This is a genomic window from Variovorax sp. P4_B11 (assembly GCF_056402355.1).
Genome location: NZ_JBFUHO010000007.1, coordinates 134,857 through 160,505, shown reverse-complemented (window position 1 = coordinate 160,505; position 25,649 = coordinate 134,857). Strand labels below are relative to the sequence as shown.

Annotated in this window: 24 protein-coding genes and 2 pseudogenes; 12 read left to right on the top strand and 14 right to left on the bottom strand. The window is 68.0% G+C overall.

Annotated elements, in window-relative coordinates; genetic code table 11:
• Positions 1-277: 277 nt before the first annotated feature.
• From AC1DYD_RS09990 to AC1DYD_RS09980, 3 genes are all read right to left on the bottom strand, one after another.
• Entirely contained in the window at positions 278-1,768 is a 1,491-nt protein-coding gene (locus AC1DYD_RS09990; protein WP_478172576.1) for a class I adenylate-forming enzyme family protein, read from the bottom strand.
• A gap of 1 nt (position 1,769) precedes the next feature.
• Positions 1,770-2,780 (bottom strand): Bug family tripartite tricarboxylate transporter substrate binding protein, encoded by a 1,011-nt coding sequence (locus AC1DYD_RS09985; protein ID WP_478172575.1) that lies wholly within the window; start codon positions 2,778-2,780, stop codon positions 1,770-1,772.
• Positions 2,781-3,115: 335 nt separating this feature from the next.
• Positions 3,116-5,449: an acyl-CoA dehydrogenase gene (locus AC1DYD_RS09980; protein ID WP_478172574.1), complete on the bottom strand. Its 2,334-nt coding sequence runs from the start codon at positions 5,447-5,449 to the stop codon at positions 3,116-3,118.
• A 155-nt stretch (positions 5,450-5,604) separates the two neighbouring features.
• On the opposite strand from AC1DYD_RS09980, the gene AC1DYD_RS09975 reads away from it, so the two are divergent.
• The 9 genes from AC1DYD_RS09975 (at position 5,605) to AC1DYD_RS09935 (ending at position 14,888) form a co-directional block, all read left to right on the top strand.
• The gene (locus AC1DYD_RS09975; protein ID WP_478172573.1) at positions 5,605-6,387 is read left to right on the top strand and encodes a citryl-CoA lyase; all 783 of its coding nucleotides are present in this window, start codon (positions 5,605-5,607) and stop codon (positions 6,385-6,387) included.
• Between the two features lie 15 nt (positions 6,388-6,402).
• Positions 6,403-7,266 carry an HTD2 family dehydratase gene (locus AC1DYD_RS09970; protein WP_478172572.1) on the top strand — a complete coding sequence of 288 codons (864 nt, stop codon included), beginning with the start codon at positions 6,403-6,405 and terminating at the stop codon, positions 7,264-7,266.
• A 5-nt stretch (positions 7,267-7,271) separates the two neighbouring features.
• Positions 7,272-8,432 carry an acyl-CoA dehydrogenase family protein gene (locus AC1DYD_RS09965; RefSeq protein WP_478172571.1) on the top strand — a complete coding sequence of 387 codons (1,161 nt, stop codon included), beginning with the start codon at positions 7,272-7,274 and terminating at the stop codon, positions 8,430-8,432.
• A complete protein-coding gene (locus tag AC1DYD_RS09960; protein ID WP_478172570.1) occupies positions 8,432-9,622 on the top strand; it encodes a CaiB/BaiF CoA transferase family protein in 1,191 nt (396 codons plus the stop codon). The genes AC1DYD_RS09965 and AC1DYD_RS09960 overlap by 1 nt, the downstream gene beginning before the upstream one ends.
• A gap of 88 nt (positions 9,623-9,710) precedes the next feature.
• The gene (locus AC1DYD_RS09955) at positions 9,711-11,066 is read left to right on the top strand and encodes an MmgE/PrpD family protein (protein ID WP_478172569.1); all 1,356 of its coding nucleotides are present in this window, start codon (positions 9,711-9,713) and stop codon (positions 11,064-11,066) included.
• 9 nt (positions 11,067-11,075) lie between these two features.
• Entirely contained in the window at positions 11,076-11,927 is an 852-nt protein-coding gene (locus AC1DYD_RS09950; RefSeq protein ID WP_478172568.1) for an HpcH/HpaI aldolase/citrate lyase family protein, read from the top strand.
• 94 nt (positions 11,928-12,021) lie between these two features.
• Positions 12,022-13,014, top strand: coding sequence for a TRAP transporter substrate-binding protein (locus AC1DYD_RS09945; RefSeq protein WP_478172620.1), 993 nt, complete (start codon positions 12,022-12,024; stop codon positions 13,012-13,014).
• 27 nt (positions 13,015-13,041) lie between these two features.
• Positions 13,042-13,611 (top strand): TRAP transporter small permease, encoded by a 570-nt coding sequence (locus AC1DYD_RS09940; protein WP_478172567.1) that lies wholly within the window; start codon positions 13,042-13,044, stop codon positions 13,609-13,611.
• Positions 13,608-14,888: a TRAP transporter large permease gene (locus tag AC1DYD_RS09935; protein WP_478172566.1), complete on the top strand. Its 1,281-nt coding sequence runs from the start codon at positions 13,608-13,610 to the stop codon at positions 14,886-14,888. The genes AC1DYD_RS09940 and AC1DYD_RS09935 overlap by 4 nt, the downstream gene beginning before the upstream one ends.
• Positions 14,889-15,003: 115 nt before the next feature.
• Here AC1DYD_RS09935 and AC1DYD_RS09930 read toward each other — a convergent pair whose 3' ends face one another.
• The 5 genes from AC1DYD_RS09930 to AC1DYD_RS09910 all read right to left on the bottom strand — a co-directional run bounded on the left by AC1DYD_RS09930 (position 15,004) and on the right by AC1DYD_RS09910 (position 19,674).
• On the bottom strand, positions 15,004-15,309 hold the full coding sequence (locus AC1DYD_RS09930; RefSeq protein WP_478172565.1) for a helix-turn-helix domain-containing protein: 306 nt from the start codon (positions 15,307-15,309) through the stop codon (positions 15,004-15,006).
• A gap of 258 nt (positions 15,310-15,567) precedes the next feature.
• On the bottom strand, positions 15,568-16,248 hold the full coding sequence (locus AC1DYD_RS09925) for a hypothetical protein (protein ID WP_478172564.1): 681 nt from the start codon (positions 16,246-16,248) through the stop codon (positions 15,568-15,570).
• A gap of 364 nt (positions 16,249-16,612) precedes the next feature.
• Positions 16,613-17,320 carry an arylmalonate decarboxylase gene (locus AC1DYD_RS09920; RefSeq protein ID WP_478172563.1) on the bottom strand — a complete coding sequence of 236 codons (708 nt, stop codon included), beginning with the start codon at positions 17,318-17,320 and terminating at the stop codon, positions 16,613-16,615.
• Between the two features lie 2 nt (positions 17,321-17,322).
• Positions 17,323-18,339, bottom strand: coding sequence for a Bug family tripartite tricarboxylate transporter substrate binding protein (locus tag AC1DYD_RS09915; RefSeq protein ID WP_478172562.1), 1,017 nt, complete (start codon positions 18,337-18,339; stop codon positions 17,323-17,325).
• A 180-nt stretch (positions 18,340-18,519) separates the two neighbouring features.
• Positions 18,520-19,674: a mandelate racemase/muconate lactonizing enzyme family protein gene (locus tag AC1DYD_RS09910; protein WP_478172561.1), complete on the bottom strand. Its 1,155-nt coding sequence runs from the start codon at positions 19,672-19,674 to the stop codon at positions 18,520-18,522.
• Positions 19,675-20,088: 414 nt separating this feature from the next.
• Between AC1DYD_RS09910 and AC1DYD_RS09905 the strand changes: the two genes are divergently transcribed.
• Both AC1DYD_RS09905 and AC1DYD_RS09900 read left to right on the top strand, forming a co-directional pair.
• On the top strand, positions 20,089-20,382 hold the full coding sequence (locus tag AC1DYD_RS09905) for a type II toxin-antitoxin system Phd/YefM family antitoxin (RefSeq protein ID WP_478172560.1): 294 nt from the start codon (positions 20,089-20,091) through the stop codon (positions 20,380-20,382).
• The gene (locus tag AC1DYD_RS09900) at positions 20,379-20,771 is read left to right on the top strand and encodes a hypothetical protein (RefSeq protein ID WP_478172559.1); all 393 of its coding nucleotides are present in this window, start codon (positions 20,379-20,381) and stop codon (positions 20,769-20,771) included. Before AC1DYD_RS09905 ends, AC1DYD_RS09900 begins: the two co-directional genes overlap by 4 nt.
• Here the strand turns inward: AC1DYD_RS09900 and AC1DYD_RS09895 are convergent.
• From AC1DYD_RS09895 to AC1DYD_RS09885, 3 genes and pseudogenes are all read right to left on the bottom strand, one after another.
• Positions 20,718-20,936: pseudogene (locus AC1DYD_RS09895) on the bottom strand (dihydroxyacetone kinase subunit DhaK); the annotation flags it as partial. The gene AC1DYD_RS09900 and the pseudogene AC1DYD_RS09895 sit on opposite strands and share 54 nt — an antisense overlap.
• Before the next feature lie 23 nt (positions 20,937-20,959).
• Positions 20,960-21,349 carry a tautomerase enzyme gene (locus AC1DYD_RS09890; protein ID WP_478172558.1) on the bottom strand — a complete coding sequence of 130 codons (390 nt, stop codon included), beginning with the start codon at positions 21,347-21,349 and terminating at the stop codon, positions 20,960-20,962.
• An 8-nt stretch (positions 21,350-21,357) separates the two neighbouring features.
• On the bottom strand, positions 21,358-21,612 hold the full coding sequence (locus AC1DYD_RS09885; protein ID WP_478172623.1) for a hypothetical protein: 255 nt from the start codon (positions 21,610-21,612) through the stop codon (positions 21,358-21,360).
• On the opposite strand from AC1DYD_RS09885, the pseudogene AC1DYD_RS09880 reads away from it, so the two are divergent.
• Positions 21,610-21,774 (top strand): annotated as a pseudogene (locus tag AC1DYD_RS09880) (IS30 family transposase); the annotation flags it as partial. The gene AC1DYD_RS09885 and the pseudogene AC1DYD_RS09880 overlap by 3 nt on opposite strands.
• A 58-nt stretch (positions 21,775-21,832) precedes the next feature.
• On the opposite strand, the gene AC1DYD_RS09875 reads toward AC1DYD_RS09880, so the two are convergent.
• From AC1DYD_RS09875 to AC1DYD_RS09865, 3 genes are read right to left on the bottom strand one after another with little or no spacing between them, the layout of a single operon-like run.
• The gene (locus tag AC1DYD_RS09875; RefSeq protein ID WP_478172557.1) at positions 21,833-23,224 is read right to left on the bottom strand and encodes a class II fumarate hydratase; all 1,392 of its coding nucleotides are present in this window, start codon (positions 23,222-23,224) and stop codon (positions 21,833-21,835) included.
• Between the two features lie 2 nt (positions 23,225-23,226).
• Positions 23,227-24,201, bottom strand: coding sequence for a tripartite tricarboxylate transporter substrate binding protein BugD (locus tag AC1DYD_RS09870; protein ID WP_478172556.1), 975 nt, complete (start codon positions 24,199-24,201; stop codon positions 23,227-23,229).
• Positions 24,202-24,229: 28 nt separating this feature from the next.
• The gene (locus tag AC1DYD_RS09865) at positions 24,230-25,642 is read right to left on the bottom strand and encodes a cation:dicarboxylate symporter family transporter (protein WP_478172555.1); all 1,413 of its coding nucleotides are present in this window, start codon (positions 25,640-25,642) and stop codon (positions 24,230-24,232) included.
• Positions 25,643-25,649 lie beyond the last annotated feature (7 nt).

The following is a 25,649-nucleotide window of genomic DNA, read 5'->3' as shown; positions in this document are numbered from 1 at the left end:
CCACAGGGTTAGAAGCGGCGCAAAGACGTATCTTCCGCATTTGAGCAAAGCGCCCCGGCAACTTCAACCGGGAGACCCTGATGGACGAAGAGGCACTCGGCCTGGGCATCGCGCTTCGAAGGAGAGGCGCCCTGTGACGCGTTCTTGGGGTGGCCGGTTCGCCCCTCATCGCGGACATCAACGGTGAGCACTGGGGTGTGGCACAGACCCGGGAGCCGGGCTTCCCATCGTTCGGCAGGGGCGTGCGGGCGAACCCGGCCAGTCCGGGTTGAGGCCGTCAAGCGGGCGGCACCAGCGCCCGCTTGAGGATCTTCCCGGTCGACGTGGTAGGCAGCGCATCCAGCACCTCGATGCGCGACGGCCGCTTGTACGGCGACAGGTTCTGCCGCAGATGCGCCTGCAGGGCGTCGGGGTCGAACGCGGCGCCGGACTCGAGTTCGACGAAGGCCGCAATCGCCTCGTTGCCGTCGGACTCCGGCACGCCCACCACCGCACTCAGGTGCACGCCCGGGAAGCGGTTGAGCACGCCCTCGACCTCGGCCGGGTACACATTGAAGCCCGAGCGGATGATCATCTCTTTCAGGCGCCCGACGACGAACAGCGCGCCGTCGGCAGCGAGACGGCCGAGGTCGCCCGAGGCATACCAGCCGCCGGGCCGCATGGCCTGCGCCGTGGCGTCGGCATCCCGGAAGTAGCCCAGCATCAGGCCGGCGCCGCGCAGCCAGATCTCGCCGACCTCGCCGGGTGCTGCGTCACGGCCTTCGGCGCTGACGATGCGGGCCTCGCCGCCTTCGACGAGGTAGCCGGCCGAAGTGTCGTCGCGCGCCACGCCGCGCCGGGTCAGGAAGACCGAGCCCGCATACTCCGACAGGCCGTAGCCGTAGTGCAGCGGCTGGCCGAACAGCGCCTCGACGCGCTGCTTGAGCCCAGCGTCGAGCGGCGCCGAGCCGGTGTAGACATAGCGCAGATGCGGAAAGTCAGGCGTCGCGGCCCGGGCCTCGACGTGGGCCAGCAGGCGCGCGTACATCGTCGGCGGCCCCAGCAGGTTCGATACTTTTTCCTGCGCGAGCGCATGCAGCAGGTCGTCGGGCGAGAAGCTGCCGCGCAGCACCAGCGATGCGCCGCCGCTCAGCGAGGCCATCAGCACCGTGCCGAGGCCGAAGATGTGTGTCATCGGCAGGAAGGCGTAGGCGCGGTCGTCGGCCCTCAGGGCGCGCGAGGCCGCGGAGACGCGGCCGAAATGCAGCAGCCCGCGGTGCGACACCATCACGCCCTTGGGCGTGCCGGAGGTGCCCGAAGTGAAGATGATCGCGGCGGTGTCGGCCAGCGCGGGATTCGGCTCGGGGGTGGCGGCGGCGCGCAGCGGCGAGCGCAGCACGCCGGGCAGGGCGCTGGGCACCGCTTGCGCGCGATGCGCATGTTGGAGCGCCGCGGCGGAACCCGCGCCGGTGAAGTAGCAGAGGCGCGCGTCGGCCCGCTCGACGATCGCGTCAATCTCGCCCGGCGACATCCGCGCATTGACGCCGCACGACCAGGCGCCGACCTGGCTGCAGGCCATGATCAGCGCGATGTGGGCGGCGCAGTTCTCGGCCACCAGCAGCACGCGGTCGGTCGGCCGCACGCCGGCATCGATCAGGTCGGCCGCAGCGGCCTCGACCATCGTCTGCAGCGACGCATACGAGGTGTCGTCCGCGGATTCGTGCAGGAAGATGGCGTCGGGGGTTGCGGCGGCGCGGAGCGCCAGCCGTTCATGGATTCGCTTCGGCACGTTATTCCGCCTCGATGCCCTTGGAGACCGTGGCCCACAGCTTGCGGTCCGACAGCCCCTTCTCGGCCAGCACCGAGGGGGCGCCCGACCAGACTTCGTAGCCTTGCTCGAGCAGCCGCGCCGCGACCGCCTGGCGCGCCAGCACCTTGACGGCCGCCGCGTTGACGCGCGCCACCAGCGCCGGGTCCATGCGGGCCGGGCCGTAGAGGCCGAACCAGCCGCCGACGTCGAAATCGGCGACACCGGACTCGATCATGGTCGGCACGTCGGGCAGCATGCGGTTGCGCTGGCGCGAGGTGACCGCGAGCGCCCGCACCTTGCCCGATTCGATGAAGGGCCGCGAGGTGGCGATGATGTCGAACATCATCGACAGCGTGCCGCCCATCACGTCGGCCAGGGCCGGGGCGCTGCCCTTGTAGGCCACGTGCGCCATCGGCGCGCCGCCCATCTTCTCGAGCAGCGCGCCGCTCAGGTGGTTCGACGAGCCGACACCGGCCGAGCCGTAGAAGACCTTCTGGGGATTGGCCTTGGCATAGGCCAGCAGCTCGGCCACGCTGCGCACCGGCAGATCCTTGTTGACCACGAGAACGTTGGTGTAGGCCACCAGCGGCGCGATCGGCGTCAGGTCCTTCATCGGGTCGAAGGGCATCTTGCGCTGCACATTCGGATTGATCGTGATCGTCGGGCTGGCGCCGAAGAACAGCGTGGCGCCGTCGGGCACCGCCTTGGCGACCATGTCGCCGCCCATCGAGCCGCCCGCGCCGGGCCGGTTCTCCACGATCACCTGCGTGCCCAGCTCCTGCGCGAGTGCGGGGGCGAGCAGGCGTGCTGCGCCGTCGACCGGGCCGCCCGGGGTGTAGCCCACCACCAGCTTGATGAGCGTCGGCAGTGGGGGCTGCTGGGCCAGTGCTCTCGTGGGGATGAGCAATGGAACGAGTGCCGCGCCTGTCAGCAATGCGAGCGCATGCCTGCGCGTGAGTTCAACGTCTTTGGCTATTTGTGAGTTGGTCATGCTGTCTCCTTGTTGTCTTTGATGCTTTCCCATGGATGCGCGCCCGGTATGCGCTGCGTCCCGTGCGACCCCACTGCGCCGGCCCTTCGGGCTGCCTTGCGCTGCTCGCCTTTCGCGGGGTCTCGCTCAAACTCGCCTTCGGCTCAAACAGTCGCGAGCCCTGATCCGCGAAAGGCTGCGCTGCTCAGCGGCGCAGAGGGGATCGCCCGCGCCGCACCGCATACCGGGCTCCGTGGGGGTGCGACGGGCGGGCGCGCCTCGGGCGGCGCAAGCGGCGTGTGACGTCGGCCGGCCCAGGGCACACCGCCCATCGTCGCTCCCCGCAGCGGGAGCCCTCATAGTTCCAACACCTGCCGAGCCAGGATGTTCCGCTGAATCTCGTTGGTTCCCCCGTAGATCATCGCGGAGGTCGAACCGATCAACGGCGACAGCGCGTTGAAGGGCTGCCCATCCAGATCGACGTCCCCCGCGATCGCGCCCTGTTCCTCGCTGGCCTCGACCAGCAGCGCACCGATGCGGTGGTAGGTCTCGCTGGCCCAGATCTTGAGCAGCGAGACCGATGCAGGCAGCGGCTTGCCGGCCTTCACGATGTGGGCGAAGCCCGCATAGGCCGCCGAGAGATCCGCGACGTCGAGCCGCAGCACCGTGTAGCGCTGCGCGAACACCGGGTCGGCGAACAGTCGCCGTGCGTTCGCGAGCCGCGCCAGCTGGCCCAGTGCGTACTGCGATTGCTTCGGGCTGCCGAGGAAGATGCGCTCGAAGCCCAGCAGCGCCTTGGCGATGGTCCAGCCGCCGTGCAGCTTGCCGACCAGGTTCCCGGCCGGCACCCGCACGTTGTCGAAGAACACCTCGCAGAACTCGGGCTCGCCGGCCAGCGTGCGGATCGGCCGGATCGTGATGCCGGGCGTGCGCAGGTCGCACAGCAGGAAGCTGATGCCCTCCTGCTTCTTGGCTTCCTTGTCGGTGCGCACCAGCATGAAGATGTGGTTGGCGTCCTGCGCCAGCGTGGTCCAGATCTTCTGGCCGTTGACGACGAAGTGATCGCCCTCGGCATCGCGCGCCTGCACGGCCTCGCAACGCAGGCCCGCGAGGTCGGAACCGGCATTCGGTTCGGAATAGCCCTGGCACCAGATGTGATCGCCGGCCAGGATCCGCGGCAGGAAGCGCTGCTGCTGCTCGGGTGTGCCGTGCTGGATCAGCAGCGGTCCGATCATCACGATGCCCTGGTCGGGCGCGCGCGCCACCCCGTACTGCTCCAGCTCCTCGATCCAGGCGATCATCTTGTCGGCGGGCAGGCCCATGCCGCCTTGCGCCTGCGGCCAGGCCGGCGCGATCCAGCCCTGGGCCGACAGCGTGAGGTACCAGTCGCGCACCTCGCTCCATCGCGCGCGGTGCGAGAGGTAGCGCAGGGGCGCCGGGTAGCGCTGCTGCAGGAAGGCGCGCACCATGCGGCGGAATTCGGCCTCGGGCATCGCGCCCCAGTCGGCGCTGCGCGGGAACTCGCCCGGCCAGGCGATGGCGGCCTCGGTGCGCTCCGTGACGTCGGCCAGCGCGGCATAGCGCCGCTGGTGCGCCGTGACATTGCCGAGCCAGGCCGAGAGCCGCAGGGTGCGCTTGTAGAACAGGCTCAGGTCGCATTCCTGCGTGTAGCCGATGGCGCCGTGCAGCTGCACCGCCGAGCGCGAGGCCTGGAGCGCCGCCGCGGTGCAGCGCGCGTTGACCCGGCTGGCTTCGGCCTCGAGCCGCTCGACGGCGATGCCGGCCGGATCGCCGGCCAGCGCCAGCACCTCGTCGAGCGTCGCCCGCGCGATCTCGAGGTGGATGAACATGTCGACCGCGCGATGCTGCAGCGCCTGGAAGGAGCCGATCGGCTTGCCGAACTGCGTTCGCGTGCGCAGGTAGGCGAGCGTCTGCGCGAGCATCGCCTGCCCGGTGCCGAGCAGTTCGGCCGCCTGGAGGATCTGGCCTGCGGCGAGTGCATGCCGCAGGGCATTGCGGGCCGACGGTCCTTGCGCCAGCACGGCGCTCGCGGGCAAGGCCACGCGATCGAAGCGCAGCGTGGCGGCCTGCTCGCCATCCACCAGCGGCATCGGCGTCTCGGTGACGCCGTCGGTGCCGCGCGGGACCCACAGCAGCACGGTGTCGTCGTCGCCGCGGGCCGATACCAGCCAGCCGCTGGCGGCGCGGCCCGGTAGCACCATGAGCTTCTCGCCCTGCAGCAGCACGCCGCCCGCGGGTCCGGGCTCGCAGCCGCAGTCGAGCGGCACGTCGCTGAGGTCGCCGGCGCTTTCCTGCCAGGCCAGCGCCGGCAGGCTGCGGCCCGCCACCAGGTCTTCGAGCAGCGCCGCGGCCGGGGCGCTGTCGAGGCGGGTCAGCAGCAGGGCGCCGAGGCCCGCGACCGCCAGCAGCGGTTCGGGCGCGACATGCTCGCCGGCGGCGCGCAGGATCTCGGCGGCGCCTGCCAGGTCGAGGGCCAGCCCGCCCGCCGACTCGGGCGCCAGCATGCCGGGCCAGCCCAGTGCGGCCAGTTCGGCCCAGCTGGCGGCCGCCGTTTGGCCGCGCTCGGCCTCGGGCTGCTCGGCGAGTGCGCGGCAGCGGCGAACGCTGTCGCTGCGAGTGAAGTAGTCCAGCGCCGCTTCGCGGATCGCTGACAGGGAATCGGAATCCATGGCGTGTTGGGGGGTGGCAGTGAGATCGAGGGCAAGCGTGCCAGAAGCACCCTGCGAGCGGCATTCGCCATTGCTGAAGGCAGGTTTCGGCAATGACTGACCCAGGGCGGCCGCGAAGGGCTAGATTTGCAGCCTTGCCCTTTTCCCCGATACCCATGACCAAGATCAAGAAGTCCCTGCACACCGAGCTCGGCCACAGCACGCCCGACAGGATCACGGTGCGCGGGCGCGACCTGCCGTCCGAAATCCTCGGCCACCTGAACCTCGGCGACATGGCCTTCCTCGAGCTCACCGGCCGCATCCCGACGCCGCAGGAATCCGTCACCTTCAACGCCATCGTGGTCACGCTGGTCGAGCACGGCATCACGCCGAGCGCGCTGGTCGCACGCCTGACCTATACCGGGGCGCCCGAGGCGCTGCAGGCCGCCGTGGGCGCGGGCCTGTGCGGGCTCGGCAGCGTGTTCGTCGGCAGCACCGAGGGCGCCGCGCGCATGCTCTACGAGGCGATCCCGCCCGGCACCGCACCGGCCCGGCCGCTCGCCGACATGGCGCGCGAGATCGTTGCCGCGTTCCGCGAGCGCAAGGAGATCCTGCCCGGCCTGGGTCATCCGCTGCACAAGCCGATCGATCCGCGCACGCCGCGGCTGTTCCAGATCGCAGCCGAGAACGGCCTGTCGGGTCATTACGTGGCGCTGATGCAGGCGGTGCAGGCAGAAGCCGAACGGGTGTCGGGCAAGTCGCTGCCGATCAATGCCACCGGCGCCGTCGGTGCGATCGCCGCCGAGTTCGGTTTCCCGTGGCGCATCATCCGCGGCTTCGGCGTGATGGCGCGCGCCATCGGCCTGGTGGGCCACATCCTCGAGGAGATCGACGACCCGATGGGGATCGAGATCTGGCAGCGGGTCGAGCGCGAGGCCGGCGGACCACGCCAGGACTGAAGCGAGAAGCAGCCCATGACCGAAGCCCTCGACATCGACCACCTGCAAAGCTGGATCGGCCGCACCGAGACCCGCGACGACCCGATGTCGCCCTGGACCGCGAGCGCGCTGGCTGCCACCCTGCGCAACGACGACCAGCCCTGGCAGGCCGGGCAGGCGTTGCCGCCGCTGTGGCACTGGTGCTACTTCCTGCCCACGGCGCCGCAGAGCCAGCTCGGGCCCGACGGCCATCCGGCCCGCGGCGGCTTCCTGCCGCCGGTGCCGCTGCCGCGCCGCATGTGGGCCGGCAGCCAGCTCGAGTTATTCGCGCCGCTGCCGCTGGGCGCGCCGGCGCGCAAGACCTCGCGCGTGGCCGACGTCACGCTGAAGCAGGGCAAGGCCGGCGCGCTGGTGTTCGTCCAGGTGGCGCACGAGGTGCACGCCGGCCCCACGCTGCTGCTGCGCGACACGCACGACATCGTCTACCGCGAGGCGGCGAAGCCGGGTGAATCCGCGCCGCCGCAGGCACCGCCGGCCGATGCCACCTGGTCGGTCGAGCACCGGCCCGACGCGACGCTGCTGTTCCGTTACTCGGCGCTGACCTTCAACAGCCACCGCATCCACTACGACCATCCCTACGTCACGCAGGTCGAGGGCTACGACGACCTGGTGGTGCACGGGCCGCTGATCGCCACGCTGCTGCTCGAAGCGGCGCAGTTGCACCACCCGGGCCAACACGTGCGCGCCTACCGCTTCAAGGCCGTGCGGCCGCTGACCTGCGGCCGCCTGCTGCGGGTTTGCGGCCATGCGGCCGATGCCGATGGCAAGGTCGCGCTCTGGGCCGAGGACGGCCAGGGCGCGCTGCTGATGCAGGCCAGCGCCGAATTCACTTCCTCCTGATCCCCATGACCGATTCCACGCCCCGCCACCAAGACATCCGCGACGCCGTGCGCGACCTCTGCGCCCAGTTCCCCAACGAGTACTTCCGCAAGGTCGACGAGGCCCGCGCCTACCCGGCCGAGTTCGTCGACGCATTGACCAAGGCTGGCTGGATGGCCGCGCTGATCCCGCAGGCGTACGGCGGCTCGGGCCTGGGCCTGACCGAAGCCTCGGTGATCATGGAGGAGATCAACCGCGCCGGCGGCAACTCGGGCGCCTGCCACGGCCAGATGTACAACATGGGCACCTTGCTGCGCCACGGCTCCGAGGCCCAGAAGCAGCAGTACCTGCCGAAGATCGCCAGCGGCGAGCTGCGCCTGCAGTCGATGGGCGTGACCGAGCCCTCGACCGGCACCGACACCACGAAGATCAAGACCTCCGCGGTGAAGAAGGGCGACCGCTACGTCATCAACGGCCAGAAGGTCTGGATCTCGCGCATCCAGCACTCCGACCTGATGATCCTGCTGGCGCGCACCACGCCGCTGGCCGATGTGAAGAAGAAGTCCGAGGGCATGTCGATCTTCATCGTCGACCTGCGCGAGGCCATCGGCCACGGGCTCACCGTGCGGCCGATCCTCAACATGGTCAACCACGAGACCAACGAGCTGTTCTTCGAAAATCTGGAGATCCCGGCCGAGAACCTGATCGGCGAGGAAGGGCAGGGCTTCAAGTACATCCTCGACGGCCTCAACGCCGAGCGCACGCTGATCGCGGCCGAATGCATCGGCGACGGCCACTGGTTCATCGACAAGGTCACGGCCTACACCAAGGAGCGCGTGGTCTTCGGCCGCCCGATCGGCCAGAACCAGGGCGTGCAGTTCCCCATTGCCGAGGCCTTCATCGAGATCGAGGCGGCCGACCTGATGCGCTACGAGGCCTGCCGCCGCTTCGATGCGCGGGAATCCTGCGGCGCGCAGGCCAACATGGCGAAGTACCTGGCGGCCAAGGCCTCGTGGGAAGCCGCCAACGCCTGCCTGCAGTTCCACGGCGGCTTCGGCTTCGCCTGCGAATACGACATCGAGCGCAAGTTCCGCGAGACCCGGCTCTACCAGGTGGCGCCGATCTCGACCAACCTGATCCTGAGCTACGTGGCCGAGCACCTGCTCGGGCTGCCCCGGAGCTTCTGATGCGACCCCTCGAAGGCATCACCGTCCTGACGCTCGAGCATGCCATCGCGGCGCCTTTCTGCACCCGCCAGCTGGCCGACCTCGGCGCCCGCGTGATCAAGGTCGAGCGGCCCGGCAGCGGCGACTTCGCGCGCGCCTACGACCAGCGCGTGCACGGACTGGCCTCGCATTTCGTCTGGACCAACCGCTCGAAGGAGAGCCTGACCCTGGACGTGAAGCACCCCCAGGGCCAGGAGATCCTGCAGCGCCTGGTGGCCGAGGCCGACGTGCTGGTGCAGAACCTCGCGCCCGGCGCTGCGGCGCGGCTGGGCCTCTCGCACGAGGCGCTGGCGCCCGATCATCCCGGTCTGGTCGTCTGCGGAATCTCGGGCTACGGCGATGATCCGCAGCAGCCCGGCCCGTACCGCGACAAGAAGGCCTACGACCTGCTGATCCAGAGCGAGTCGGGCTTCCTGTCGGTCACCGGCACGCCCGGCGAGATGGCCAAGGCCGGCTGTTCGATCGCCGACATCGCGGCCGGCATGTACGCCTACAGCAACATCCTGGCGGCGCTGCTGCAACGCGGCAAGACCGGCAAGGGCTGCCGCATCGACGTCTCCATGCTCGAGAGCATGGCCGAGTGGATGAGCTTTCCGATGTACTACGCCTTCGAGGGCGCGGCGCCGCCGCCGCGCGCCGGCGCGGCGCACGCGACCATCTATCCCTACGGCCCGTTCCCGGCCGGCGACGGCAAGCTGGTGATGCTGGGGCTGCAGAACGAGCGCGAGTGGCAGCTGTTCTGCGTCCGGGTGCTCGAGCAGCCCGATCTCGCGACCGACGTGCGCTTTGCTTCCAACACACTGCGCACCGCCTCGCGCGAGGCGCTGCGCGAGATCATCGTGCAGGCCTTCGCGCCCTTCACCGCGGCCGGGATCATCGAGCGCCTCGATGCGGCGCAGATCGCCAACGCGCAGGCCAACACCATGCACGACGTCTGGAACCATCCGCAACTGCAGGCACGTGGGCGATGGACCGAGGTCGGCACCAGTGCCGGGCCGATCCCTGCGCTGTGGCCGCCCGGCATGCCGAGCGAATGGAATCCGCGCATGGACCCGGTGCCCACGCTGGGCCAGCACACCGACGCGATCCTGGCCGAGATCGGCTACGACGCGGCAGCCATCGCGGCGCTGCGTGCCGAAGGCGCAATCTGAGACCTTGCGGGACAGACCAAGAAACTGCGAAGCAGTTTTTGCTCTGTCCTCAACTGACTAGATCTTTGTGAACAAGCAGACCCCCACCATGAACGATCATCCCAGCCAGACCCTCGCCACCTTCGCCGCCGAACTCTCGTTCGCACAGATTCCCGATCCGGTGCTGCGCCGCGCCGAGGACCTGATGCTCGACTGGCTCGGCTCCGTGCTCGCGGCCCGCTCGGCGCGGCCGGTGCGCAGCATCCAGCGCTTCGCCGAGATGATGGGCCCCGCCGACGGCCCCAGCGAAGTGCTGATCTCGCGCCGCACCACCTCGCCGCTGTTCGCGGCGCTGGTCAATGCCGCAGCCTCGCACTACGTCGAGCAGGACGACGTCCACAACGGCTCGGTGTTCCATCCGGCGGCCGTGGTGTTCGGGCCGGCGCTGGCCACCGCGCAAGCCGTCGGCGCGAGCGGTGCGCAGCTGCTCACGGCCGTGGTGGCCGGCTATGAAGTCGGCATCCGGGTCGGCGAGTTCCTCGGCCGCTCCCACTACCGCACCTTCCACACCACGGCCACGGCGGGCACGCTGGCGGCCGCAGCGGCGGTGGGCCGGCTGCTCGAACTGTCGCCGGCGCAGATGCTGCACGCCTTCGGTTCCGCTGGCACGCAGTCGGCCGGCGTCTGGGAGTTTCTGCGCGACGCCGCCGATTCGAAACAGCTGCACTGCGCCCATGCGGCCGCAAGCGGACTGATGTCGGCCTACCTCGCGAAGGATGGCTTCACCGGTGCGCAGCATGTGCTCGAAGGCGCGCAGGGCCTGGGAGTGGGCATGTCGACCGACGCCGATCCGTCGCGCCTCGTCGATGGCCTGGGCACGCGCTGGGCGCTGGCCGAGACCTCGTTCAAGTACCACGCCTCCTGCCGCCACACGCACCCGGCCGGCGATGCGCTGTTGCTGGCGATGACGAAGCACGGGCTGAAGCACGGCGACATCGCGCGCGTCGTGACCCATGTGCACCAAGGCGCGATCGACGTGCTGGGCCGCGTCGCGGTGCCGACCACCGTGCACCAGGGCAAGTTCTCGATGGGCACCGTGCTGGGGCTGATCGCGGTGCATGGCCGCGCCGGCCTGACCGAGTTCGACCGCGACTACCTCGCGCCCGAGGTCGCGGCCTTCCGCGACAAGGTCATGATGGAACTCGACCGCGAGGTCGACAGCGCCTACCCGGCGCGCTGGATCGGCAAGGTCAGCGTCACGACCACCGATGGGCGCATCTTCCCGGGCCGCGTCGACGAACCCAAGGGCGATCCCGGCAACACGCTGAGCCGCGCCGAGATCGAGGACAAGATGAAGCGGCTCGCGCAGTACGGCGAGGCCGCCACGCCATCGGAGGCCGAATCGCTGTGCCAGCGCATCTGGAGCCTGGCCGAAGCGCCGCGCGTCGAACGCCTGCTGAGCTGAGGGATCGGGATGTCTTCCACTTCGACGCCGCGTCCGCCTGCCCGCAGCCTGCTCTTCGTGCCGGGCCACCAGCCCGCGCGTTTCGACAAGGCCTGCGCAAGCGGCGCCGATGCGGTTGTGCTCGACCTCGAGGACGCCGTGCCGCCGGATCGCAAGGACGAGGCCCGCACCCAGGTCGGCGCGTGGCTGGCCGCGCGGCGCAATGACGCGGCAACGCCGGTCATCGGCGTGCGCATCAATGCGGCCGACACCCCGTGGCACGCCGCCGATGTCGAACTCTGCGCCCGTGCCGGCATCGAGGCGCTGATGCTGCCGAAGGCCGAGGATGCGGCCGTGCTGCATGCGATCGCCACCGCGCTGCCCACCGCGGCCTTGTGGCCGCTGATCGAGACCGCGCGCGGCATCGACCGGCTGGCCGGCATTGCGAGCGCGATGCACGTGCAGCGCCTGGTGTTCGGCTCGATCGACTTCCAGGCCGATCTCGACATCGAGGCGGACGACGAGGGCGACGGCCTCGAGCTTCTCTTCTACCGCTCGAAGATCGTGCTGGCCTCGCGCCTTGCGGGGCTGCAGGCGCCCGTCGATGGCGTCAGCACGGCGATCGACCAGAGTCCGCGCCTCGAGGCCGAGGCGCGGCGGGCCCGCGCCCTCGGCTTCGGCGCCAAGCTGTGCATTCATCCGAAGCAGGTCGCGTCGGTCAACCAGGGCTTCTCGCCCGTGCCCGAACGCATCGCCTGGGCGCAACGGGTTCTTGCGGCCGATGCCGCAAGTGGGGGAGCGCCGGTCGCGGTCGACGGCAAGATGGTCGACCGGCCGGTGGTCCTCAAGGCGCAGGCGGTGCTGCGCGCAGCGTCACGCTGAAGCACCGCAAGGGAGAGCGACACGGAGTGCGCCGAAACGGCGCAGCGGGTCGCAGATCGAAAAACGAGACAGGGAGACATTCATGAGCCATTCCATGACTCGGCGTGCCGTATGGGTCGGCGCGTCCGCATTCGCAGTCCCGAGGGTGTTCGCACAGCCGACGCCGATCGTCATCAAGTTCAGCCACGTGGTGGCGCCCAACACGCCCAAGGGCGCCGCGGCCGATTTCTTCGCGAAGCGGGCCGTCGAACTGACCCGGGGCCGGGTCAAGGTCGAGGTCTATCCGAACAGCCAGCTCTACAAGGACAAGGAAGAACTCGAGGCGCTGCAGCTCGGCGCGGTCCAGATGCTGGCGCCATCGCTCGCCAAGTTCGGGCCGCTGGGCGTGAAGGAGTTCGAGGTCTTCGACCTGCCCTACATCTTTCCGGACAAGGCGGCGCTGCGCACCGTCACCACCGGGCCGATCGGCGCCCGGCTGCTGGCCCGGCTCGAGCCCAAGGGCTTCAAGGGGCTGGCCTATTGGGACAACGGCTTCAAGATCATGACCGCCAACAAGGCCGTCCGGCGGCCCGGCGATTTGAAGGGCATGAAGCTGCGCATCCAGTCGTCCAAGGTGCTCGAGGCGCAGATGCGCGCGCTCGGCGCGATTCCGCAGGTGATGGCCTTCTCCGAGGTCTACCAGGCGCTGCAGACCGGGGTGGTCGACGGCACCGAGAACACGCCGTCCAACATCTACACGCAGAAGACGCACGAGGTGCAGGCCCATGGCGCGCTCACCGGCCATGGCTATATCGGCTATGGCGTGATCGTCAACAAGAAGTTCTGGGATGCGCTGCCGGCCGACATCCGCGGCGCGCTCGAAGTGGCCATGAAGGAGGCCACCGAGCGCAATGACGCGATCTCGCAAAAGGACAACGACGACGCGATCGCGGCGATGCAGGCCAGCGGCAGGATCAGGCTGCATGCGCTCACCGCAGAAGAACGGGCGGCCTGGATCGCGCAGCTCAAGCCGGTGCACCAGGCCATGGCCTCGCGCGTGGGCCCGGAGCTGATCCAGGACATCCACAAAGCGCTCGGAACCTCGTGAAGCTCTGAAGCACCTTTCGGAGGCACGATGAACGTACTCAACAAGCTCGAGGAGTGGCTCATCGCCAGCCTCATGGGCGGCGCGACCCTGCTGATCTTCGTCGCCGTGGTCCACCGCTATCTGGCGGGATTGCCCATGGCCGGCCTGCAGGACTGGCTGCTGCAGGTCCACCTGGGCTGGGCCCAGGAGCTGTGCATCTTCATGTTCGTCTGGATGGCCAAGTTCGGCGCCGCCTACGGCGTGCGCACCGGCATCCACGTCGGCGTGGATGTGCTGATCAATCGCCTCGAGGCGCCGATGCGGCGCCGCTTCGTGCTGTTCGGCCTGTTCGCCGGCGCCCTGTTCACCGCGGTGGTCGGGGGGCTCGGCGCGCGGCTGGTCTGGGGCCTGGCCCAAAGCGACCAGACCACGCCCGACCTGGAGCTGCCGAGCTGGCTCGCCTACCTGGCGATCCCGCTGGGGTCGTTCCTGATGTGCTTTCGCTTTCTGCAAGTGGCCGTGACGTTCTGGCGCACCGGCGAACTGCCGCGCCATGACCACGGCCATGTCGAGGGCCTGGACGCTGCCGGCACGCCGGCCCTGGAGGCGCGATCATGAACAGCCTGATCATCTTCTCCCTGCTGGTGCTGCTGATGGCGAGCGGCATGCCGATCTCGATCGCGCTCGGACTGACGGTGCTGACCTTTCTGTTCACCATGACCGAGGTGCCGCTCGAGGCGGTGGCGCTGAAGCTGTTCACCGGCATCGAGAAGTTCGAGATCATGGCGATCCCGTTCTTCATCCTGGCCGGCAACTTCCTGACCCATGGCGGGGTGGCCAAGCGGATGATCCACTTCGCCTCGGCGATGGTCGGCCACTGGCATGGCGGCCTGGGGCTGGGCGGGGTGCTGGCCTGCGCGCTGTTTGCCGCCGTATCGGGGTCGAGCCCGGCCACGGTGGTGGCCATCGGCTCGATCCTGCTGCCGGCGATGGTCGCGGCCGGCTTTCCGAAGCGCTTCGGCGCCGGCGTGATCGCCACCTCGGGCGCGCTCGGCATCCTGATCCCGCCGTCGATCGTGATGGTGATGTATGCGGTGGCCACCAACACCTCGATCAGCGCGCTGTTCATGGCCGGCGTGGTGCCCGGCATCGCGCTGGCCCTGCTGCTGGGCGTCGTGACCTGGTACCGGGCCTGGAAGAACGATTACCCACGCTTGCCGAAGATGGGCTGGGCGGTGCGCCTCAAGGCCTTTCGGGAGGCGATCTGGGGCCTGTTGCTGATCGTGGTCGTGATGGGCGGCATCTACACCGGCATCTTCACGCCCACCGAGGCGGCCGCGATGAGCGCGGTGTATGCCTTCGTGGTCGCGGTCTTCGTCTACAAGGACCTGGGCCTGCAGGACGTGCCGCGGGTGCTGCTGAACTCCGCCAACATGAGCGCGATGCTGCTCTACATCATCACCAACGCGGTGATGTTCTCGTTCATCCTGGCCAACGAGAACATCCCGCAAGACCTCGGCAACTGGATGATCGCGCAGGGCCTGGGGCCGATCGGCTTCCTGCTGGTCTGCAACCTGGTGCTGCTGGTGGCGGGCAACTTCATGGAGCCCTCGTCGATCGTGCTGATCCTGGCGCCGATCCTGTTCCCGGTGGCGATGCAGCTGGGCATCGACCCGGTGCATTTCGGCATCATGATGGTGGTCAACATGGAGGTCGGCATGTGCCATCCGCCGGTCGGCCTGAACCTGTATGTGGCCAGCGGCATCACGAAGATGGGCATCACCGAGCTCACCGTGGCGGTCTGGCCCTGGCTGCTGGCGATGCTGGGCTTTCTGGCGGGCGTGACCTATTGGCCGGGCCTGTCGCTGTGGCTGCCGGGGCTGTTGCTCAAGTAGCCAGTGCCCGGATGCCCGCAGGCGAACTCGAGGCCACGTTCATTGCGAACGGAGTTCGCGAGAGCAGCAACGCGAGCTCTCGAGGTCGCCCGAAGCCCCGATGGGCGAATCTCGATCAAAGGATTGCCTGCAGCCCCTTGCTCGCGATGACGTTGAGCAGTTTGAGGGCCGGCCCGGCAGGATGGGTGCCGCCTTGCTCCCACTTGCGCACCGTGGATGCCGTGGTGTGCAGGTGCAGTGCGAACACCGGCTGGCTGAACTTCAGTTCCTCGCGCAGCCGCTTGATATCGGCCGCGCTGAACTCCTGTACTGGCGGCGGGCAGATGGCATCGAACTCGCGCATCGTCACCTTAGCGATTGCGTCAGCATCGTGCAGCGCGGCCAGATCGCCGCGCAGGGATTCAATGAGCTTGCTCGTCACAACACACCTCCAATAGAACGCCTATCTGCAGCGCTTTCATCAAGTCCTCTGTCGATAGCTCCAGAAACACCTTTCCGGCGAACTGCAGCGCCTTCCTTTCGTCCTGCGCAATGCTCGCCTTGTCACTTTCCGGCAGCGGAAACCAAGTGCTTGAGCCTGCTCATGCCAACACCTCCGCGGGGCGCTGCGCCCCGGTGATCGTCTTGCGCCGGTTCGCCGGGGACGGCAGCACGTAGAAGTTGCCCTCCTGCCGGGCGGTCAGGGAAAGGACGCAGCGGCCTTCCAAAGGCCGAGGTACGCGGCGGCCTTCTCCTTCGAAATTGCTGCGCTGCTTCGCTCTATTGACGCCGGTGATTTCTTCGCAAAGTCCGCGATCGACTGCGACAGGTTCCAGACCTCCGCACGATCGATCAGCAGCAGGCGGTCGTGCAGCGACTTGTCGCGTGCAAGGCGGACCTCCAGGGGGCGCGATCCCTTGTACTGCGCCTGCCAGCGACGGACCGCCGGCGCGAGGCTCGACTTGGCCCCCGCGCGATCGCCCAGGATGCGGATGTGAACGCCTTCCCGCGCGGAGATCGCGATGTCCGTCAGGGCGGTCGCATTGACATAGGGATCGACGATCAGGATCTCGCTTCGGGCCGAACCCACGACTTTCGCCAGTTCGACAAACACCTGGAAGGGCGAGTGGGTGGCGATGAATGCGCCGCCTGCCACCTCGGCGGGCGGCAAGGCGCGGTCGAGCATCGATGCGAGGCCATGCCTGGGCGCGATACCAAAGAGGTTGGGGCGTTGGGCCGCCGAGCGACGGCGATTCGACTTCGGTGCGTCGAGGGTGACCCGGTGGGCCGGGTCGTTGCAGGAGTTCACGAAGACCTGCACTGGTCCGCCGTAGACGGCGATGGCGATGCTGGGAGATTCACTATCATTCGAGGTAGCCATGATGTGCGTTTCCTTCCAAGGTGTGTGCACGTTGTGGTCAGAGCCTCGTTGGTGTTAGCGCACCTTCGGGGCTCGTCTTTTTGTCTCAGATGGATGTCATGGAACGTCAAGACATCCCGCCCTGAGGCGCGGCGTTGTTCGCTCCCCGGTGCTCTGAGGGTGGCAGCGGATCTCCTTTCCTGCATGGGTGTGGCGTGAGCACAGCCATTTCACCGCGAGCGGTTGCAGAGCGAACTGAGACCGTTCGGAAGGAGGGATGTGAATGATCCGAAAGTGTCGTCGCGTGTTTCGCAACGCGTCGGTGATTTCAGCGGGCGCAGGCACAGAGCGTGCTGCGCGCCGCCGGCGCATCGATCTGCCGCGCTCAGGCGAACAGGCGCCCGTGGCCCGGCGAGCGCGCATCCAGCCCGGCACTGCGCACCAGCTCCCGGAAGCCCGCGGGCGAACTCGAGACCACGGGCACGCCGTGCCGTGCCTCGACCTCGCGCACCGCGTCGAGCGTGACCAGTCCGCCGCACGAGATCAGGATGCCGTCGGCGCCCGGGCTGGCCTCGAAGACCGTCGTGCACAGGTCGACCAGCACCTGCGTCGGCACGGCGCCGACCGCCTGCACGTCGGAGATCGACAGCCCCTGCAAGGCCAGCGGCTCGAAGTCGCTGTCCTGCAGGTAGCGGCGCAACTGCAGGTTGACCTCGTCGATGTAGGCGGTGGCCACCGCGACCCGCCGCACGCCCAGGCTGCGCAGGCCGCCGACGATGGCATCGCTCATCGTGCTGCAGGGCAGGCCGGTGGCGCGCGCCATTTCGGCCTGCAGCTGCCGGTTGAAGGCGGCGCCGCGGAAGAAGCTCAGCGAGGTGCCCATGAGCGAGACGGCGCCGACGCCGAGGTCGGCGAGCTCGACGGCCTTCTCGATCACCGAATCGATCACCTCGGTGTAGCCGCGCGTCGAGATCTCGCCCAGGCCGAGCCCGCGCGCGCTGAAGCGGATGCGCTCGCCGTACAGCAGCGGGCCATCGACCGGCACCGCGCCGGCGGCGGGCGGCACGATCAGGCCCAGGTGGGGTTGCGCCATGGTCAGGTCCCTTCCGCCACGATGCGCTGCTCGGTGATGATGCGTTTCCAGCGCGCGTTTTCGTCGACCAGTTCCTTGCGCAGCTGCGCGGGCGTGGCGAAGGCCCGCAAGGTCCCTTGGGCGGCGGCCGCGGTGGCGGCCTCGGGGGTGTCGAGCACGGTCTTCACCGCGGCCGCGAGCTTGTCGACGATCTCGTCCGGCGTGCTGGCCGGCGCCAGCAGGAACAGGCGCGGCGCGACATTGAAGCCCGGCAGCGCATCGGCCAGCGGCGCCACGCCGTCCGCGGCTTCGAGCCGCGCGGTGTTCATCAACGCCAGCGCGCGCAGCTTGCCGGCCTTGGCTTGCGCCATGCCGGCCGTGGCGCTGACGACGCCGATCGGCACCTGCCCGCCGACCACGTCGGGCACGATCTGCGCGGCGCCACGGTACGGCACATGCACCACGAAGCTGCCGGTGGCCTGCTTGAGCATCTCGAAGCCCAGGTGCTGCACGGTGCCGACGCCCGAGGTCGCAAAGGAATAGCGGCCCGGATGGGTCTTGAGCTCGGTCACCAGTTCGGCCGGTGTGCGGGCCGGGAAGTCGTTGCCGGTGACGATCATCAGCGGCGAGACGAAGGCGCCGGCCACCGGCTTGAAGCTGGTCAGCGGATCGATCGCGATCTTCGGCTGCAGCAGCTTGGCGATCAGCATCGCGCTGTCGCCCATCATCAGCGTGTAGCCGTCGGGCGCCGCCTTGGCGACCAGGTCGGCCGCGATCATGCTGGTGGCGCCGGCGCGGTTCTCGACCACCACCTGCTGGCCGAGCACCGCCGGCAGGCGCGCGCTCAGGATCCGCGCCGCCGCATCGACACCGCCGCCCGCCGAGTAGCCGACGACGAGGCGGATCGGCTTGTCGGGGTACTTCTGGGCCCAGGCGGCGGTCGTGCCGAATGCGCCCGCCAGGCCGAGGGCCAGTGCCAGGGTCGCGACCCGCAGGGCCTGCCGGCGCGGTGGTTGCATCGCTTGTCGTTTCAGTTTCATCGTGTCTCCGTTGTCTTTGTCAGTCTCTCAACGCGCTGCTTGTCGTTCGCGAGCTATCAAGCCGGCAGAGTCGAATGCCAGGAACCCCGCGGAACCGGCTTCGCCGGGCCGCTGGGGTTGCCCCCGGAAGGGGGTGGGCGGGCTACACGAAGTGAGCCCAACCTGGGGGTGAGCGTCATTTCAGGCTTTGCCCTTGCCGTGGGAGGTCGGCAGTTTCGCCAGCTCTCGCACGCGCTCGACATTGGGCGCGAAGCCGAGCCCCGGGGTCTCGGGCAGCGTGAGCCAGCCCTGGTCGGGCACCGGCAGCCCGTCGAAGATCTGCTCGAGCATCTTCACCGCTACGTAGTGGTATTCGACCATCCCGCCGTTGGCGACGCCCGCGTGCAGGTGCATGTTGTGGAAGGGCCAGGCCCCGCCGTTGTCGATCGGCACGTTGAAGGCCTGCGCCATGCCGGCGATCTTCAGGCACTGCGAATAGCCGCCCGAGAGGGTCACGTTGGGCTGCAGCACGTCGGCCGCCTGATTCACCAGCAGATCGCGGAAGCGGAACGACAGGCCCTCGTTCTGGCCGCAGGCGAGCGGGATCGTGGTGCGCGTGCGCAGCTGCGCCATCTGGCGCACGTCGTTCTGCGTCAGCGGCTCCTCGAAGAAGCTGATGCCGTAGGGCTCGATGCGCCGCGCCAGGTCGCTCGCATGGAACAGGTCGAGGCCGCAGTTGGCGTCCACGTAGAGCTTCACGTCGGGGCCCACGGCCTCGCGCACCGCCGCGACGCGGCGCACGTCCTCGTCGATCACTTCGTCGATCGGCCGCGGCTCGTCGCGGCGCGCCAGCGCATGGCCGCCGACGGTCATCTTGAGGCGCCGGAAGCCCTGCGACACCCAGAGCTTCGCAGCCGCGGCGAGTTCGTCGCGCTCGAAGAAGCCGAAGCCGAAGGTCGCATAGACCGGGACCCGCGCGCGCGCGCCGCCCAGCAGGCGCCACAGCGGCTGGCCCAGCGCCTTGGCCTTGAGGTCCCACAGCGCGATGTCGAGCGCGGCGATGGTGTGGCTCGCGTAGCCGGTCTGGCCGCGCGGCGAGAGCAGCCAGTAGAGCTTGTCCCAGAGCCGTTCGGTGGCCATCGGGTCTTCGCCGACCAGCGCCGGGCCGGCCACCTCGCGCACCGCGGCGGCGATGATTTCCTCTTCGGTGATGGCGGTCATGCCGTGGCCGACGAGGCCGGTGTCGGACTCGATCTCGGTCAGGCAGAGCGACAGCGAGGTCGTTTTGTCGAGGCCCAGCACGTCGATGGTGACCGGGATGTTCAGCGGCGTGGCGCTGACGCGGATGATCTTCAAGAAATGTCTCCTTGGCGGGTTCGGCTTCGCGATTCTTGACGCGCGGGCCGAGGAGAACAATTCGTTTGTGGCGGGCGCGAGGCTTCGCGTCAGACGAAGGCTCAGGCCAGCGCCGGGCCGCCAGCGCGGCGAAGTCAGCGCTTCGTGTGGGTGTGCACAGTGACTGCGAATTCTCCGGAGTTCCTGACATGAACCAGCCGGAGTTTGTGCGGTGCACCCTATCGAGACCGACGTTGCTGCGTTGATCTGCCAAGGAGCCCGGGTGGCCGCTTCGGGCCCAGGGCTCCTGACCGCGACCGGCTACAGTGGTCCAACTGCGAACTTTCGCAGGGTCGAACATCTCCGGCGGCGATTGCAGGGTACAGGCTTGGCTGCTAGACTGGCATTAACGTAAAGCTTAACGGATACTGCAATATGTCATTGAGGGCATCAGACATTGTTCCCATCAGCGAAGCGCGCGCCCGCCTCACCGAGCTGGCCGAAGACGTGGTCGGCAACGGCTCAGAGAAAGTGCTGACCAAGAACGGGGCGAGCTACGTTGCCTTGGTCGATGCACGCCGGCTGGACTACTACCATGCGCTCGAGTCGGAGCACGCCAACCTTGTGCTGGCTGAAGACGCCATCACCGGCCTGCGGCAGGCCTTGGCAGGGCAGTTCGTGGCTGACGAGGAACTGGACCAGGCACTCGGCGTCGCATCGGCGCCGTGAGCATTCCCGTCAACGCAAGGGTTCGGGCGGTTCCGAACTTTCTGGAGTGCCTGCACGCTGCACGTAGCGCCATGGAGGAACAGGACGCCGCTTCTGCGTCGGTGCGCTTCAAGAAGTTGCAGGCTGAAGTGGTCAAAGCGCGGGCACTTCTTTCGTTCGCACCCACAAGCGGGCGACCTGCTCGATTCCTTGATGCCAAGTCGGGCTGGGGGCAGTTTCAAGCTGAGCAGGCAAGGCAAATTGCCCGAGCACTTGGCCAGCCCGAGTTGCGGGAGCTGGTGCTGGCTCGTCACGTAGTGCTCTACGCCCATTCCGAGCGAGAAGTGGTGTTGCTTTCAATGCGGCACGAGCGTCAGTTGGGCTATGGCTTGCCCAAGCCATCCACCTGACGCGCACTGAGCAAGACCTGATGTCAGCCAACCGGCTTCTCCGTGGATGCCGACGCCGACTTCCATCTCGTCGGCACCGATGTAGAAGGTCGCGCGGCCGGCTGCCGTCACCGTGCAGTTGGTGAACGCGACCCCCATGGAGGCGGTCGCCTTGTTCACTCGGTCTCTCAGTTCCTGGCCTCGCGCGTTCAGCCCAGTGCCTTTCGGATCTCGGCCACGCGTTCGGGCGTGAACACGCCGCTGGCCAGCAGGTCCAGGATCGACAGCACGCCGCCGCGTGAGCCCCAGCTGCCTTCGTCGATGGTGCGGAACGTGGTCCACCACGACGGCGAGGGTTGATCCATACCGCACGCCTTGGCCATCGCGGCCAGCACGTTCTCGGTCACCTGCTTGCGCACCGCCGTAGGCCAGGCTGCATCCATCACGCAGATGTCAAAGGCGGCGACGTCGGGCGCGGGCGACTGGTCGGACAGCAACCGACCGCCGATCGCCATGCGGTCGGGCGTGCGTTCGACGAAGTGCACCTGGAAGCCGATGCGGGCCGGCGGCGCGTGCTGGCCGACCTCGGGTACGAGCACTTCGTCGGTCAGCGACAGGGCGAGTTCGCGCCGCTGCTCGGGCGACAGACGGCCTCTTCCAGCATGCGTACCAGCTCCGCCGAATGCTTGACGCTCACCAGCAACCGGACGGAGTGAGGCCCCGGGAGCATGTCGGCCAGCACCGGCGCGGCCACGCCGCCGAGCAGCGCGGGTACAACGCCGAGCCGTATCGCTCCACGCAGGGCGGCCATCTCACCGGCCATGTCGCGCCGCGTCGCAGCCGTGAGCTCGCTGAGCTCCACGGCGCGCTTCGACTGGACCACTCTAAAGGGATCGATCTCTCGAGCCATTCACAGGCCAAGCTGAATGCCGTTGCAAGACAATTGAACGAGCGACCAAGGAAGACCCTCGACTTCCACACACCGGCTGAGATGTTCAGCCAAATCGTTGCATCGACCGGTTGAATCCGCATCTTAAGAGCGGGCATTGCGGCTTGAGTACAACGGGCCACGGTGGGCGCGGCTACTGGTGATGGGCCATCCTTCCGGGATCCACAATCCTGTCATAGGTCGCTTCGTCCAGAAGCCCAAGCTGCAAAGCGGCAGCTCGCGGTGTGATTCCCTGCTCAAATGCCACAGCGGTAATCCGCGCCACCTGGTCATAGCCAAAGTGCGGATTCAACGCCGTCACCAACAGCAACGCGTTCTCGACGTTGCCGGCCAGGCGCACAGGATCCACCTGGATCCCTTGCACCAGCCGCCGGGCGAACACGCTCGATGCATCGGCGAGCACGCGGATCGATTGCAGCAGGTTGGCAATCAACAAGGGCTTCGCGACGTTCAGTTCGAAATTGCCCGACGCGTTGGCCAGGGTGATCGTCGCGTGGTTGCCAACGGCCTGCATGCAGGCCTGCGCCAGCACCTCCGCGATCGTCGGATTGCGCTTGCCCGGCATGATCGAACTCGTGAGGCCGTCATCCGGGATCTTCAGTTCGCCCAGCCCGCAACGCGGCCCGGACCCGAGCCAGCGCACATCGTTGGCGATCTTGAGCAACGAAGTCGCCAGCACGTTCAGCGCGCCTGACACTTCGACCAGCGCGTCGTGCGCGGCCATGCCCTCGAACTTCGATGCATTGGGCGAGAAGTCGCGCCCCGTGAGCGCGCTGATCTCCTCGCAGAAGTAGAGGTCGAAATCCGGCGGCGCGTTCAAACCCGTACCGGCCGCCGTCCCGCCCTGCGGCAGCGCCAGAAGCCGGGGCATGGTGGCGTCGATCCGGTCGATCCCGTGCGCGACCTGGCGGCCGAAGGTGTCGAAGCTTTGACCCATCGTCATCGGCACGGCGTCCATCAGGTGCGTCCGCGCGATCTTCACCACATCGGCGAAGGCATCGGCGCGTTCTCGCAGGCTGTCGCGCAACAATGCGAGCGATGGTTTCAGGCGGTGCTCCAGTTCCACTACCGTCACCACGTGCATGACGGTCGGAAAGCTGTCGTTGGACGATTGCGAAGCATTGACGTGATCGTTGGGATGCACCGGCGACTTGGTGCCCAGGGGCCGGCCCATCAGCTCGTTGGCTCGGTTCGCGATCACCTCGTTGGCGTTCATGTTCGTCTGCGTGCCCGAACCGGTCTGCCAGATGGTGAGCGGAAAGTGCGCGTCGAAGCGGCCGTCGCGCAACTCGCCGGCAGCCGTCGCGATCGCTTCTGCCAGCTCGGCTTTCAGCGCGCCGCAACGCTGGTTGGCGCGCGCCGCCGCCATCTTTTGCAGCCCGAACGCCCCGATCAGGCAGGCAGGAAAGCGCTCCTCTCCCACCTCGAAGACGCCGAGCGCGCGCTGCGTCTGCGCACCCCAGTAGCGGTCGGCGGGAATCTCGACCGGACCGAAGGCGTCATGCTCGATGCGTGATGCGCTCATGCTCAATCCAGCGAAATGTTGGTCTTGGCGGCGACAGTCTTCCATCGTGCGACCTCGCTTTCGGTGTGCTTGCCCAAAGCCGCGCCGGTGTACTGCTCGGCCGGCAGCAGCTGGATCGCCTGCTCGGCCATCTTGTCGGTGAAGGCCTTGTCGGTCATGACCTTCTGGTAGGCAGCCTGCACCTTGTCCAGAACGGGCTGCGGCGTGCCCTTGGGCGCATAGATGCCGTACCAGGTCGACGCTTCGAAGTTCGGCAGCACGGTTTCGGACAATGTCGGTACGTCCTTCAGTTGGGGCAGGCGGACTTTCGAAGTCACGGCCAGCGGACGCACCTTGGCCTCCTTGATCTGCGGCAAAGCCGTGTTGGTCTGGTCGAAGATGCCGTCGACTTGACCGCCGATCACGTCGATCAGTGCCGGCCCTGCCCCCTTGTACGGAACCTGCGAAACCTTGATACCCGCGGAGGAAGCGAACAGTGCAGCGATCAAGTGCGAACTGGATCCGACCCCCGCATTGCTGATGAACAGCTTGTCCGGGTTGGCCTTGCCGAAATCGACCAAGGCTTTGATGTCCTTGGCGGGATGCTCTTTGCGGACCATCAGCACCAGCGGCGTATCCGGAAAGCGGAACACCGGGGCGAAATCCTTGACCGGGTCGTAGTTGAGCTTCTTGTACAGGGCGGGCGCGGCGCCCATGTAGCCCATGTGGCCGACCAGCATCGTGTAGCCGTCGGGCGTGGCGCGCGCCGCCTTGGCCGCACCGACGGTGCCGCCTGCTCCAGGCGTGTTGTCAATGACGATGGGCTGCCCCAGCTCACGCGCCACGCGCTCCGCAATGCTGCGCGCGAGTGCGTCGGTCGGTCCACCGGCAGCGAAAGGCACGATCCAGGTGACCGGCTTCGTCGGATAGGCCTGGGCGAGCGCACCGCCCGCCACGAATGCCAGGGCAAGCGCGCCCAGTTTCCAGTTCGACTTCATGATGAGTTCCTTGGGAGCGTGGGTGGGGTCAGCGGGCAGCGGCCGGCACATGCATGTCGATGCCGGCGGGGTGGGGATTGGTGTCCTTCATGTCTTCCGGCAGCAGGTTGCCGTCGTCCAGTTGCGCGTCCGCCGTGGCGATGTCCGGGTAGCGCTCGGGATACAGGTGCCGCTCGGCGACCTTCGGGTCGAAGGTACCCGACCACTTCGCGACCACCACGACGGCGACGCTGTTGCCGATCGTGTTGCGGGTCGCGATCGCCATCGACAGGAAGCGATAGACGCCGAAGATGACCGCGAGCCCTTCGACCGGGAGGATCCCGGTCGAAGTCACGGTGGCCGCGAAGACCACGAACGAGCCGCCCGACACCGTGGCCGCGCCCTTGGACGTCAGCAGCATCAGCAGCAGGATGCCGATCTGGTGGTCGATTGACAGCGGAACGCCGTAGGCATGCGAGATGAACATCACGCCCATCGCCATGAAGATCGAGGTTCCGTCGAGATTGAAGGCATACCCGGTGGGCAGCACCAGGCCGACCGTCTGCTTCGCACAACCCAGGCGCTCCAGCTTGATCAGCAGGCGCGGCAGCGCGCTTTCCGAAGAAGCCGTGCCGAGCACGATCAGGATCTCGTCCTTGATATAGCGCAGGAAGCGCCAGAGGCTGAAGCCCGCGAACTTCGCAATGAGGCCAAGGACGACCGCGATGAAGATCGCGATGACCGCGTAGAAGCTCAGCACGAGCTGCGCGAGCGCCACGAGCACCGCGCTGCCGTTGCTGCCGACCGAGTAGGCGACGGCGCCGAAGGTCCCGATGGGTGCGAGCTTCATCACCAGGTTGATGAACGAGAAGAGCACTTCGGAGATGTAGTCGAGCCCGCCGTTGACCTTCTCGCGGCGGCCTTCCGGAATCGCGAGGATGCCGATGCCCACCATGACGGCCAGCACCACGACCTGCAACAGCTCGCCCTTGGCGAAGGCGCCGACGAAGTTGTCCGGAACGATGTGCGCCATGAACTCGAGGAAGCCTTGCGGCGCCGCCGCCTTCGCCGTCGGTGCGACGGCGCCGCCCCCGGCGACGGTCATGCCCTTGCCGATGCCTAGCAGGTTGCCCGCCAGCAGGCCGACGCACAGGGCGATCGTCGAGATCACTTCGAAGTACACGATGGAGCGCCAGCCGACACGACCCGCGCTCTTGACGTCACCGGCCGAGGCGATTCCGTGCACGATGGTGAGGAACACCAGCGGCGCGACTCCTGCCTTGATGAGCGACAGGAACATGTCGCCCAGCAGCTTGAGCTGCGACGCGAACTTCGGAAATGCGAAGCCGACCAGGATGCCCAGGATCAGCGAGACCAGCACCTGCATGCCGAGCTTGCGGTACCAGGGCAGCTTCTTCGGCGAGGCGAGCGTGCTGGGCTCGAGGGTGGATGTGGTTGTCATGTTGTCT

Excerpts from the sequence above, each read along its gene's own strand:
- AC1DYD_RS09965 (WP_478172571.1), top strand. The coding sequence starts at position 7,272 with ATGACCGATTCCACGCCCCGCCACCAAGACATCCGCGACGCCGTGCGC.
- AC1DYD_RS09980 (WP_478172574.1), bottom strand. The coding sequence starts at position 5,449 with ATGGATTCCGATTCCCTGTCAGCGATCCGCGAAGCGGCGCTGGACTAC.
- AC1DYD_RS09940 (WP_478172567.1), top strand. The coding sequence starts at position 13,042 with ATGAACGTACTCAACAAGCTCGAGGAGTGGCTCATCGCCAGCCTCATG.
- AC1DYD_RS09945 (WP_478172620.1), top strand. The coding sequence starts at position 12,022 with ATGACTCGGCGTGCCGTATGGGTCGGCGCGTCCGCATTCGCAGTCCCG.
- AC1DYD_RS09975 (WP_478172573.1), top strand. The coding sequence starts at position 5,605 with ATGACCAAGATCAAGAAGTCCCTGCACACCGAGCTCGGCCACAGCACG.
- AC1DYD_RS09935 (WP_478172566.1), top strand. The coding sequence starts at position 13,608 with ATGAACAGCCTGATCATCTTCTCCCTGCTGGTGCTGCTGATGGCGAGC.
- AC1DYD_RS09950 (WP_478172568.1), top strand. The coding sequence starts at position 11,076 with ATGTCTTCCACTTCGACGCCGCGTCCGCCTGCCCGCAGCCTGCTCTTC.
- AC1DYD_RS09870 (WP_478172556.1), bottom strand. The coding sequence starts at position 24,201 with ATGAAGTCGAACTGGAAACTGGGCGCGCTTGCCCTGGCATTCGTGGCG.
- AC1DYD_RS09960 (WP_478172570.1), top strand. The coding sequence starts at position 8,432 with ATGCGACCCCTCGAAGGCATCACCGTCCTGACGCTCGAGCATGCCATC.
- AC1DYD_RS09915 (WP_478172562.1), bottom strand. The coding sequence starts at position 18,339 with ATGAAACTGAAACGACAAGCGATGCAACCACCGCGCCGGCAGGCCCTG.
- AC1DYD_RS09875 (WP_478172557.1), bottom strand. The coding sequence starts at position 23,224 with ATGAGCGCATCACGCATCGAGCATGACGCCTTCGGTCCGGTCGAGATT.
- AC1DYD_RS09905 (WP_478172560.1), top strand. The coding sequence starts at position 20,089 with ATGTCATTGAGGGCATCAGACATTGTTCCCATCAGCGAAGCGCGCGCC.
- AC1DYD_RS09985 (WP_478172575.1), bottom strand. The coding sequence starts at position 2,780 with ATGACCAACTCACAAATAGCCAAAGACGTTGAACTCACGCGCAGGCAT.
- AC1DYD_RS09865 (WP_478172555.1), bottom strand. The coding sequence starts at position 25,642 with ATGACAACCACATCCACCCTCGAGCCCAGCACGCTCGCCTCGCCGAAG.
- AC1DYD_RS09970 (WP_478172572.1), top strand. The coding sequence starts at position 6,403 with ATGACCGAAGCCCTCGACATCGACCACCTGCAAAGCTGGATCGGCCGC.
- AC1DYD_RS09920 (WP_478172563.1), bottom strand. The coding sequence starts at position 17,320 with ATGGCGCAACCCCACCTGGGCCTGATCGTGCCGCCCGCCGCCGGCGCG.
- AC1DYD_RS09925 (WP_478172564.1), bottom strand. The coding sequence starts at position 16,248 with ATGGCTACCTCGAATGATAGTGAATCTCCCAGCATCGCCATCGCCGTC.
- AC1DYD_RS09955 (WP_478172569.1), top strand. The coding sequence starts at position 9,711 with ATGAACGATCATCCCAGCCAGACCCTCGCCACCTTCGCCGCCGAACTC.